A 12138-nucleotide genomic window follows, 5' to 3' on the forward strand; every position below is an offset into this window, starting at 1 on the left:
TAAGTCCCGGCTTTTGAGGATATACGCGTGGATTCCTGATCTACAAGCTTTTCAGCACAGGGTTGTCGCTACCGATATGCGCCTCGATATACGGCCGCTGCCATTCTAGGAACGTCTCGTCGCTGTTGGTGAGGCCCTGGTCGCGCAGCACGTCCACGATTTCGCCGCAGATATGCTCCACGATGGCCTGGATTTTCTCTTGCGCAGGTTTCGCGCCCTTGCCGCCCTCGCCGAATCCGGCCCCGCCGAAGCAGGCCGCCGATGAGAGCCGCAGCACGTCCTCAAGTTGCGCGCAGACGTCTGGCAGCAGGGCGAACATCATGCCACTTAGCTTGCGTAGCGCCGCAAACTGCCATTTATAGTAGGGCATATAGCCGGTGCGAATCGGCTCGTTTAAGAGGAAAACCAGCGAGATTACATTGCTGGCAAACTCGCGGATCGAGAGCCACGCCGCCGCCCCGTCGCCGCGCTTGAGCATGCGCGGCAGGTTGTATTGCCCCGCCTGCGCGATCATGCCGAGCCGCCGCGAGATGAGCGAGAGCCGCACGTCGTCGGGCATCATCTTGAAGCCCTGCCGCGTCTTGGAGAAGAGGCCGATCGGGTCGGCGAACACCTCGCCGTTGGTCGCCGCGGCCAGTGTCGGCTCGTCAAGCAGCAGCCATTCGTGCGGTCGGTCGGCGGGCGGGGCCTGCCGGTAGCCGGTGATCGATTCGAAGAAGTCGCCGATGCGAAACACCCCCACCCGCCTTGAGCCGCCTTGCGTCCGGGCGGTCTGCTCACGCGGCCCGAAGCCCATGAACTCCTGCGGCAGCGCCTCGTAGTCGGCCTCGAGCCGTTCGCCGATGGCCGCGTAATCCTCGTCCGTGAGCCACAGGCAGAAGTCCGGCCCGAAGTCGTGGTCGTGCGAGAATTCGTCGTCGAAGCCGTAGCATTCCGATCCGTGGCCCACCAGCCCGGCGGCGATGCGGCCTTGGTATTCGGGGTATTTCTCGGCGATCAGCGGCTTGCCGTAGGTCTCCCAGTAGGCGCGCGCGAGCTTGAGCCCCTTGATGGCGGGTGTGGATTTGGCGTTGCCGGCGTTACCGGAATCGCTGGAATCGCCGGATTTACCAGAATTATCAAGACCGACAGAATCCCCGGCTCCAGTAGCCGTACTTTTGTTTGCGCCCTCACCTTCCTGAGCCGCCCGCTCCTGATACTCCTTGAGTGCGTCGGCGGCCTTCTGCGCCTCGGCTAGGTTCGCCTCGGTGATGCGGTAGTAGTCGGTGTCTTTGCCATAGCATTCCACGATGATGTCGAGCGCCTTGCGGTAGGTCTCCACCGCCTTGCCGAACTGCCCGGCGGCGAAGCAGGTCTGCGCGTACCCGGCCAGCGCCGAGGCATAGTGCGCGCTGTGCTGCAAGTGCCCGTTCTCGTAGATCTCCAGCGCCTTCGTCGCGTGCATCATGGCCTGCCGTAGCAGCTCGTCCCGTGTGACGCCGGCTTCGGAACCAGCTTCATCCCGCGTGGTGTCGGCTTCGTTTCGGGCAGAGAATTCAGCGCTACCAGTCGCGTCTTGGTCGGGGTTTTTACCGCCAGCCGCAGCACCGACATTCCCAACCTCGCTCGCCCGCTGCAGCAGCACCAGCGCCAGGTTGGTGTGCGTGGACGCCACGTCGATATCGGCCTCGGCGTCGACGCTCGACTTCTCCAGCACCCCCAGCGCGGCCTCCAGCTCGTGCTGCGCCTTCTCGAGCTCCCCGGTCTCGCTATAGAGCATGGAGATGTTGTTGTGCAGCGCCGCCACGCGTCGGTCCGTGGGTGAAAGCGTCTCGCCGGCCGACTTCAGCGCCTGCTGGTAGAGGTCCTTGGCCTGGTCGTACTGCTTGGCCGCGCGCATGCCGGTGGCCGCGTTGATGAGTGTGGTGGTCCACGCCTCGGTGCCCTCGATCCGCATCTTCAGGCCGAGCTCGAGCGCCCGCTGGATGACCCACTGGTTCTCCTTGTGCTTGCCATGCGAGCGGTAGAACCCCATCGTCTCGTTGAGCACGGTGAGCAGCCCCGCGTCGTCGCCCGCGTTCTCGGCGTCCGTCATGGCCTGCAGCAGGTACGGTTCGGCCTTGGTGGCTGCCTGGTGCGCGTCGAAGATGGCGTCGAGCCCCTTCAGAAACTCGTCGGTGTCGAACGTAGCCGGAGCGTCGTTATCCGAAGTCTCGCCGTCCACGTCGCCATCAGCCATTTGCTTGAGCGCGTCGGCCCATTTCTCGTCATCCGTCCCCGTCATCGCCACTCCTTCATGTCGTCGTGCCCTCAAGTCTATTGCGTGGTCGGCATAGCCCGCGGCCTCGGGTTTCGGTTGGCTCCTTCGTTGTGTATTGGTGGTTATTATCGCTATTTACGAGCCATAATCCTGCGTGTTGAAACCATGCAAACGTGGGCTTGTTGCCAGATATGGCAACGCTCGCTACTACCATGAAATGCGTTACGTGATTTTGAATGCGACATGAGGAGCATGGTCAGTGGCGGAATCTCAACGAAGAGATGGTCGACGCGCGAAAGACCAAACCCGAACCTCGCGCCACGGGCCCATCACCCTGCGCGACGCCATCGGCTACGGCATTGGCGACGTCTACGGCGGTGGCCAACTCACCCTCATCGGCACCTACCTCGTGCTCTTCTGGACGCGCTTCTGCGGCATGTCGATCTCGACGGCGCAATCGACGGTCGGCCTGAGCGCGATCATCAGCGGGGTGGCGGCCATGGTGTTCGGCATCCTCGACGACAACCTCTACCGGTTCCGCGTCGGGCGGCGTTTCGGGCGTCGCCGGTTCTTCATCATGATCGTGCCGCCGCTCATCCTGGTCGGTGTGCTCCTGTGGATTCCCGGGCTGCCGTTCATCGTCTATTTTCTGGTCTACGTGCTCTGGGTCATCGTCGCGCAGCTCTTCGCCTCGGCCTACAACACCCTGCCCGGCGAGATGGCCTCGGGGTTCGACGAGCGCACCAAGCTCTCAACGGTGCGGCTGCTGATTTCCGGGGCGTGCGGCACCATCATCCTCATCATCGGCGGGGCCGTGTTGGCGGCGTTCGGCGAGCACCGGCCGCAGGGCTATATGGTCTTCGCCATCTCGTTGACGGTGTGCTTCGCGCTGGCGGTGCTCGTCTGCTGGCGGAGCACGTGGGAGATGACGCCGGAGGAGGCCGGATTCGGGGAATGGGCGCGAGGTGGCGTTGGTGACGCTGGCCAGGAACGCTCGCAACGCACCAAAGGCGAGTCGGGCGCGAAAATCTGGGCCCACCGCCTCGCCGTGATCGTCCGCGAGTACGCGAGCACCCTGCGCATCGCTGTTTTTCGGCAGCATCTCGCCATTTACCTGCTCGTGCTCACCGCCGGCGACGTGTTCGGCCAGACCTTCGTCTTCTTTGTGATCTACGACTGGAACAAATCCGCCTCGTTCGCTTCGCTGCTGCTGAGCGCCGGCATCATCTCGGTGCCGCTGACGCCGCTCTTCGGGGTGGGCATGACCCGCTTGGGGCCGCGCAAGCTCTACGAGCTGAGTTTCGCCGGCAGCCTTTTCGGGGCGCTGTGGATCTTCGTGGCATGGCGGCTGGTGGGTGTGCTCGCCGAGCCGTGGTGGACGGTGTTCGCGGCCGCCGCCGCGCTGTTCTTCTTCTGTGTGAAATCGTTGGCCGGCTACTTGCCGTGGGCCGTGTTCCCGTTCGTCGCCGATGTGGACGAGTTGGTCTCCGGGCGCTACCGGGCCTCCACGTTCTCCGGCATCCAGGCCGCGTTCCGCCAGTTGGTCTCCGGGCTCGGGTCCATCGCCGTGGGCGCTGTCTTGGCGTTCGTGGGCTTCGACGCCTCGCGCACGACGCAGACCCCGCTGGCCCGCAACGGTTTGGCGGCGCTGATGCTGGGCTGGTATGTGCTCTCGATTGTGGTCTGCTGGATCGTGGTGCGCAGGTTCCGGCTCGACAAGCACAGCGACTCCCTGGCGCTGGCCGAGGTCGCGCGCGTTCGCGCCGGCGGCGACCCGCGTGACGTGGACCCCAAGGTGCGCTCCACCCTCGAGTCGCTCCTCGGCCAGCCCTACGGTCGTTAGGGCTCGCCGACGCACATGGAGTTAGGCAAGTTGAGTTTCGTCGCGTATCTGTCGATTGCTTGTCGGAATCAAAACCTCATTCGCGCAGCGTCGTCACCGGCACCACCATCACGCCGTCCTTGCGCTGGTAACTGAGGTTTCCGGTGCCGGTCAGAACCATCAGGAAGCTCGGCTCGTTCCTCATTTTTTTGGTGTCGATTTTCTCGGAAAGCCTTATTAGGCTCTTCGCTCCCTCTTCCACCAGCATGTCGCCCCCGAGTTTCACTTCGATGAGGCCGTAGCGCCCATCGCGAAGATGGATGACCGCATCGCATTCCAGATCTTGTTTGTCGCGGAAGTGGAACACCTCGCCGTCCAGCGCCTCGGCGTAGATTCTCAGGTCTCGGATGCACAGGCTCTCGAAGAGCAGGCCGAACGTCTCCAGATCGGCGATGAGGCCTTTTGGCCCGACTCCCAGGGCCGCCGCTCCGATGGACGGGTCGACGAAATGGCGCGTATCGGTGGTGCGGATGGCGGTTTTGCTGCGAAGGTTCGGATTCCATGCGGGCAGGTCTTCAATGACGAAGATGCGTTGCAGCGCTGTGAGGTAGGATTGCACGGTTTTGTTGGTAGGTGCTTCGTCGTTGCCGCGCAGGTCGGCCGCGATTTTCGAGACCGTGGCCTGCGAGGATTCCATCCGCGCGTAGGAGCGCAACAGCCTTCTGGCCAGACGCGGGTCGCGGCTTGTTCCGTCGACGCGCGAGATGTCTGATTCGGCCACGGCGTCGATGTAATTGCGCGCCTGCTGCAGGGCCACTTCATCGTCTTGGCCGATGGCCTTGGGCCAGCCACCGCGGCAGACAAGGAAGGCGAGATGCTCGATGTCGTTTTTCGCGGCCTGGCTGACCGGAAGATCCGTGCCTTCGAACAGCGAACCGAGTGACACCTCGCCGTTGGAATCCCCGGATTCGTAGAGGCTCATCGGGCGCATCCGCAGCCGGGATATTCTGCCTGTGCCGGTGTGAATGATGGCGTCGTCGGCTGGCGGCACGCTCGAACCGGTGAGAATGAACTGGTTGAATGCGTCGCGCTTGTCGACGGCGAAACGCACGGCGTCCCAGAGCTTGGGAGCGGTTTGCCATTCGTCGATGAGGCGTGGCGTCGGGCCTTCGAGCAGGGCGGAGGGTTGCATGTCGGCCAAGGCCAGATTCTGCTGCCTTGATTCCGGGTTGGCCATATAGAGTGTGCTTTTGGCGGCTTGCTCGCAAGTGGTGGTTTTGCCGCACCATTTGGCGCCCTCGACGAGAACCGCTCCGGTGGCCGACAGTTTTTTACGCAGAAGCTGGTCGCTGATACGAGGGAGGTAGCGCTTCATGTTCCCTGACTTTCTCGAGTCGAAACACGTTGGAAACACTAGGTTTTGAGTTTGCGTTTCTAATGTTGGACGTTTTTCATTTCCTATGTTGGCTTTATTTTATTTCCTCAGTTGGACGTTTTTCATTTCCTATGCTGGCGGTTTTTCATTTCCGCTTTTGGCGGGATTTTGTTTCCTCAGTTGGCGGTTTTCTGTTTCCTATGTTGGACATTGGTCACGTCAGAATTAAGGATTTTGCCACGCAATTAGGGCGTGTAGCTTCGGACATAATTGTCCACGCGATGACGGTGCTATGACAACAACATTGCGGCGTCGTTCAACGTGAATGGTGAACGACGCCGCAATGAATAATGCAAACTGCTGGTCCCGCGAAACCTGGGCCAATCTGGATCAATCCAAGCCTGAACCGAGGTTAGCCAGGCCCTACTCGCAGCGGGCGGTGAGCGGTTCCCAAGGCTCCAGCATCACCGGCTCCTGCTCGATGACGGCGAGCGTCTCGGGGCTCAGGAACTCCTTGCGGATGATGAGCTCGGTGATGAAGCGGCTGAACCACTGGTCGGAGGCGACGAAATAGCCGTCGACGCCGTTGGCCTTGCCCCAGCTGTTCTCGATCTTCCAGCGGTCGGCCTGGCCGTTGGGCGCGATGTTGACTCCGGTGAGCGTCATCGCGTGGTTGCTCGGGCAGTCGCCGTATTCGAGGCCCTGCGCCTTGCTCATGTCGAACGTGGTGCCGAACAGCTGGTCGACGCGCACGGTGGCCTCGTCGAAGACGCCGGGGCCGCGCAGCGCGAACTTGTCGCAATCGCAGGCGAACCAGATGGGGTGGCCGGCGGTGAGCTGGTCGATCGCGGCCTTGTGGAAGACGTCGGACGGCACGTTGACGTAGCGCATGCCCGGCAGCTCGGCGATGTTGGAGGAGTATTTGATCTCGTAGTGTCGGTTGAACGGGGTGCGTTTCATCGGCGCGTTGCAGATGGTGACGAAATCGTCCACGTCCACCGGCACGTATTTGCGGTAGAACTCCATCGGCGTGATGCCGTATTCGCGGATCTGCCTGGAGGTGTCGATGCCGGCCTTCGCCTCGGCCTTGCGTTTGGCTTCGGCGGCAGTGGCTTCGGCTGAGTCTTTGTCGTCCTTCTTCTTGTTATCTTCGTCATCATCGCCCTTGACCCGCGCGAGGAAGTCAAAGGTGGCCGGCGGCTCGCCGAGTGCCACCGCGCAGATGCGATAGACCGTCTCCATGTCGTCGACCTTGATGTCGCGCAGCTCCTCGAGCGTGGCCCCGGCCTCGTGGCGGTTGCGCAGGTCGATGGCGAACTCGTGCAGTTTCATGGTCAGGTATTCCGTGAAGTAAAGGGAATCGCGCGAGTTCGCGGATTCGGGATAGGCGGATTTCGGCATCAGGCCGTACTTGTCGACCAGACCCACGAACATCTGCCACCAGCCGCCATCGTCGGCGGGGTACTCGTTGATGGCCTGGAAGAGGCGGCTGTCGGTCGGCTCGTCGAGCGTGGCGAGCACGTTCTCGAGGTAGGCGTTCGACTTCTCCACCTTGTCCCAGAAGAAGAGATAGTTCTCCGAGAACTCGAAATCCTCGAGGTTCCAGCGGTGCATCACCTCGTAGCGCAGCGTGTTGAGCGCGGCGAACATCCAGCAGCGGCCCGAGCGCTCCTGGTTGGTGATCGCGCCCTGCTTGAGCTCCACCGAGAAATCGCGTGGCAGGTCGCGCGCGCCGCGGTAGTCGGTCGCGGCCTTCAGCACCCCGGCCGAAACCGCCGCGTTCGCCGCCACCTTGTTGGCCCGTTCGGCGTTGAACGCCTTGCTATACCGTTCGATGTCGTCTCTCCCCAGCGCGACGCCCTTGTTACCGTTGGTGGTCTGCGTGGCCATGAATGCTCCTTAACTATCGATGTAAAGAATCTAAAATTATTGTCTCTAACCCTAATCTCGCGCCGCTACGTATGGACCCATTCTCAGACGACAAAGTGAAATATAAGGTACTGTGTATTTGTATGGTAATATTGTATTGTTATTTTTATGAACTAAAATTAGTCAATAGAAAGAAGTGGTCAATGTAAATGTCGATGAAAGGATTCCGGAATGCCTCTTATTGTCGAGGAATCGGCTAAGAAACATGGTTTTACTGATGAAGAGATTCGCTACGCCGTGTTTCATAGAACGCAGGCTATTCCAATAAAAGGCATGCTATTCCAATAAAAGGCATGCCTGGAGAGACGACATTCGCGTTTCTTGGCCCGCGGCATGAAGGCGATTTGGTCAAAAATTACATCGATGTGTATGCGGCGTTATGGGAGGACGGGAATGTCCATGCATTTCATGCGTTGACCCATACAAACTGAGATTGATTTCATGTCCGAGTTCTTAAGGAGAAATGATGACACGCAAGATTAGCAAGGAAGAAGCCAGTCGCAGGGCTTGGGAGCTTGATGCGATGGCCGAACGTGGAGAGATGAAGCCTGTTGGTCCGACACAGGTGTATTCAGCCGATGCGCCGATGGACGAGGATGGTTTGGCGGCGATTTTCGCTGGAAGGCCTCGAGCGGAGTTCCGGCAACCGGCGAGGAAAACGTGGTACACGCGTACGACGGAGGCTATGGATCGTTGGGCCAGCGACAGCGCCAAACAAGAAAATATGAGTACGTCGGCATTGATACGGACTGCTGTTTATGAGTATCTCAACAAGAGGCATCCCGATCTTAGGCCAGCCGCCGCGGCGTGACGGCATGGGTGCCGTATGGACGCGGGCCGTACGGGGCTAGGCGCGACTAGGATTGGGAGTATGAGCAAACGACATCGTGACCGAAGCTGGGCGCCGGCGCCCGAGCCATTGCCGGCCGACGCGCAGGTGATCGACAACCACACCCACATCGAATCCGTCCCGCCTTTCGCCGAGGAGATGAACCGGCAGGCCATCGAGCGCGACCAGCCGCCCGTGCCGGTCCACAGCGTCGGCGAGGAGCTTGAGCGGGCCAAGGCCGTGGGCGTCGAAGGCGTCATCGAGGTGGGCTGCGAGCTGCCGAACCTCAAGGTGGCGGTGCAGGTGGCGCTCGACCACCCCGATTGCGTCCACAACGCCCTGGCGATCCATCCCAACGAGGCGGTGCTGCACGGCCATCGCGGCGTGCCCGGCCCCGACGGCTTGCCGCTGAAATACCAGCCGTGGCATGACGTGAGTTTCGAGGACGCGCTCGCGGAAGTCCACCGCCTGGCCACGAAATACCCCGAGCAGGTCGTGGCGATCGGTGAGACAGGCATGGACCTGTTCCGCACCGGCGAGGCCGCCAAGGAGATTCAACGTGACGCCTTCCGCGCCCATATCGCCCTGGCCAAGGAACTCAACCTGCCGATGCAGATCCACGACCGCGACGCCCACAAGGAGGTCGTCGAGACCCTGCTGGCCGACGGCGCCCCTGAGCGCACCGTCTTCCACAGCTACGCCGCCGACACCGAGGTCGCCGAGATCGCGCGTGAGCACGGCTGGTACCTGAGCTTCTCGGGAACCGCGAGTTTCAAAGGCAACGAGGAGATTCGCAATTCCGCCGCGATCGTGGGCCTCGACCATATCATGGTGGAGACCGACGCCCCCTATCTCACACCCATGCCCTATCGTGGCCGCACCAACGCGCCATATATGATTCCTTACACCCTGAAGGCGCTCGCCGACACGATGAATTTACCGATAGGCGAGATAGCCAAGGCGACGCGACGCACCACGAGGGCCGTTTACGGTATATAAAGGCCTTGCGCTTCGTTTATAAAATAAATTTGGTCGAAAACGGTGACTTCGAGGCGAAAGCGCATTTTGCGGGCGGTGCCGTGAGTTTTGGCTGAGCTGGGCACTCACCTAGGTTTTGTCAATTTCAGGCGACATGGCTAAACTTGCCCGTTGGTTCACTTTATGAAGCGTCCGCAACAGGCGCGAACAATGTTGAAATGCGGGAGAGAGAGCCGCCTCGGGAGGGCATGTCATGGCGCAACCACAGCAGAAGGGGTCTTTGCACCCTCAAACAGGGCGAAAACAGGCCGAAAAGGGCGTGAACGCCGAATCTGCGAATGTGGATAATTCAAGTACGGGCAGTACGACCACAGGCAATTCAAACACAGATACCACAACCATCACGAATATGAACAACGCGGATACCAACACCACCGATAACGGCGATACAGACAAGACGATGAAGTCCGAAAAGACCATAAAGGCCACCAAAGGCGCAAAAGCGACGAAGGCCGCCGCCAAAACCGGCGCGAAATCCACTTCCAAAACCTCGTCCAAGACCGCGGCTGCCAAGACTGGTGCAACGAAGACTGGCGCCGTCAAAACCAAGGCGACCAAGGCCGCCGCGAAGTCCGCCGCCAAGACCGGCGCGAAATCCTCGTCCGTCTCCGCACTCAAGACTGGCCGCAGCGAGGTGCGCAAGGAGATTCGCAAGGAGGCCGGCAAGGCCAAAAGCGCCGTGCATGGCGGCGAGGCCCGCGTGCGCAAGGACGCCGTGGCCGCCGAACGCGCCGAGAAGCGCGCCTTGCTGCGGGCCGACACCTTCACCAACGCCCCCAGGGTCTCGCGCCGCACGCTGACCGACGAGGAGCGCAAGGAGATCGCCAGGCACCGCGAGGAGAAGAAGCAGGAGGCGCAGCGCCTCGCCAAGACCAGCCGCGGGCCCATCGGCCGCTGGTGGCGCAAGATGCAGTCCAGTTCCGACAAGGTGACCCTCGGCATGGCCATCGTCGCGCTCGGCGTGGTCTACGGCGATATCGGCACCTCGCCGCTCTACACCTCACAGACCTTCCTCGCCGGCCAAGGCGGCCTCGCCAACATCGACCGTCCGGCGGTGCTCGGCCTGCTTTCGCTGGTCTTCTGGTCTATCACGCTCATCACGACGGTGAAATACGTCTTCGTCGCCATGCGCATCGACAACAAGGGCGAGGGCGGCATCTTCGCGCTCTTCTCGCTGATCCGCAAGCACGGCAAATGGCTCGTCATCCCCGCGATGCTGGGCGGCGCGGCGTTCCTGGCGGATTCCGTGCTCACCCCCGCGGTCTCGATCTCGTCGGCAGTCGAGGGCCTGAAATCCATACCTGTCTTCCAACCTGCGTTCCAGGAGACCCCCAACCTTTCGCTGATGATCACCATCGTCATCATCCTAGTGCTCTTCAGCGTGCAATCGCGCGGCACCGAGCGCATCGGCAAGGTCTTCGGCTCGGTGGTGATGGTCTGGTTCGCCTTCCTCGCGATCACCGGCATCGCAAACCTCGGCGGTGACTGGAGCATCTTCGAGGCCATCAACCCCGTGTGGGGCATCCGCTTCCTCTTCAGCCCGCACAACGTGGCCGGCCTGGCCATCATGGGCACCGTATTCCTGTCGACCACCGGCGCCGAGGCGCTCTATTCCGACATGGGCCATGTGGGCCGCGGCAACATCTACTTCACCTGGCCGTTCATCTTCGTCGCCCTCGTCTTCAACTACTTCGGGCAGGGCGCGTGGATGCTGCGCAACCAAGGCAACACCGCGCTCGTCAACGTCAACCCGTTCTTCGAGATGATGAGCCCGAACGTGCGCTATGTCGGCGTCATCCTTTCCGTCGCGGCAGGCGTGATCGCTTCGCAGGCTCTGATCACCGGCGCGTTCACGATGGTCTCCGAGGCCACCGGCTTGAACTGGATGCCGCATCTTCAGGTGCGTTACCCGGCCCGCACGCGCGGCCAGCTCTACATCCCGGTCATCAACCTGGTGCTGTGCGTCGCCACGCTCTGCGTGCTCGGCCTCTTCAAGGATTCCGAACATATCTCGGCGGCCTACGGCCTGGCGCTCACCATCACGATGATCACCACGACCATCCTGTTGAGCGTCTACATCTGGTACCACCATCACCGTGTGTTCGCCGGCATCTTCTTCGTCGTGTTCATCGCCATCCAGACGTTGTTCTTTATTTCGTCGATGGCGAAGTTCCTGCACGGCGGCTGGTTCACCATGCTCCTCACCGCGCTGATCTTGCTAATCATGATCACATGGGACGACGGCACGAAGATCGAGCGCTCGCAGCGTCGGCATATGCGCCCGCGTGATTTCAAGCCCGCGCTGGCCAAGCTGCACGAGGACTTCCGCATCCCGTATTTCGCCGATAATATCGTCTACCTGACCTCGGATTCCGAGATTCGGCGCCTCGACACCGATATCTTCTTCTCGATCTTCGCCGACCACCCCAAGCGCGCCCGCGCCTGGTGGGCCGTGTCGGTGCAGACCACCGACGAGCCGTTCACGCGCGAGTATTCCGTCGAGAACTTCGACACGGACTATATCTTCCGCGTGCGGATTCGGCTTGGCTTCAAGGTCTCGCAATCCATCCCGGCGTATATCCACCAGGTGATGCACGACCTTTCGGAATCGGGCGAGTTGCCGCAGCAGAAGTCGTCGTACCCGAAGGTCGACGCCGATCCCGACATCGGCACCGTGCGCTACGTGCTGGTGCACAAGGCGCTCATGCCCGAGTCGAAGATCACCGCGCGCGAGGCGCTTTCGCTCAAGATGAAGTATTCGATTCGCCGTGTGGCCGGTTCGCCGGTCAAGTGGTTCGGCCTGGCGCCGTATAACCCGGTGACCGAGGTGCAGCCGCTGTTCGTCTCCACGCGCAGGCCCCCGCGCCTGCAGCGCAAGGCGTTGCGCAAGGTGGCCCATCGTGGCG

Annotated in this window: 6 protein-coding genes and 1 pseudogene; 4 read left to right on the forward strand and 3 right to left on the reverse strand. The window is 61.4% G+C overall.

Annotated features, from left to right (window positions below; all coding sequences use genetic code 11):
- Positions 1–40: 40 nt before the first annotated feature.
- Complete coding sequence (locus OZY47_RS00795; RefSeq protein WP_277179016.1) at positions 41–2218, reverse strand: DUF4037 domain-containing protein; 2178 nt, start codon at positions 2216–2218, stop codon at positions 41–43.
- Between the two features lie 280 nt (positions 2219–2498).
- On the opposite strand from OZY47_RS00795, the gene OZY47_RS00800 reads away from it, so the two are divergent.
- Positions 2499–4082, forward strand: coding sequence for an MFS transporter (locus OZY47_RS00800; RefSeq protein WP_277178065.1), 1584 nt, complete (start codon positions 2499–2501; stop codon positions 4080–4082).
- Positions 4083–4158: 76 nt separating this feature from the next.
- Here OZY47_RS00800 and OZY47_RS00805 read toward each other — a convergent pair whose 3' ends face one another.
- Positions 4159–5436: a DUF4143 domain-containing protein gene (locus OZY47_RS00805; protein WP_277178066.1), complete on the reverse strand. Its 1278-nt coding sequence runs from the start codon at positions 5434–5436 to the stop codon at positions 4159–4161.
- 423 nt (positions 5437–5859) lie between these two features.
- Positions 5860–7326 (reverse strand): C1 family peptidase, encoded by a 1467-nt coding sequence (locus tag OZY47_RS00810; protein WP_277178067.1) that lies wholly within the window; start codon positions 7324–7326, stop codon positions 5860–5862.
- Positions 7327–7828: 502 nt separating this feature from the next.
- Between OZY47_RS00810 and OZY47_RS00815 the strand changes: the two genes are divergently transcribed.
- The 3 genes and pseudogenes from OZY47_RS00815 to OZY47_RS00825 all read left to right on the forward strand — a co-directional run.
- Positions 7829–8176 (forward strand): hypothetical protein, encoded by a 348-nt coding sequence (locus tag OZY47_RS00815; RefSeq protein WP_277178068.1) that lies wholly within the window; start codon positions 7829–7831, stop codon positions 8174–8176.
- Positions 8177–8236: 60 nt separating this feature from the next.
- Positions 8237–9193, forward strand: a complete 957-nt coding sequence (locus OZY47_RS00820; RefSeq protein ID WP_277178069.1) for a TatD family hydrolase — start codon at positions 8237–8239, stop codon at positions 9191–9193.
- 739 nt (positions 9194–9932) lie between these two features.
- Positions 9933–12107 (forward strand): annotated as a pseudogene (locus OZY47_RS00825) (KUP/HAK/KT family potassium transporter); the annotation flags it as partial.
- Positions 12108–12138: the final 31 nt, after the last annotated feature.

It is taken from the genome of Bifidobacterium sp. ESL0790, from assembly GCF_029395435.1.
Taxonomy (GTDB): domain Bacteria; phylum Actinomycetota; class Actinomycetes; order Actinomycetales; family Bifidobacteriaceae; genus Bifidobacterium.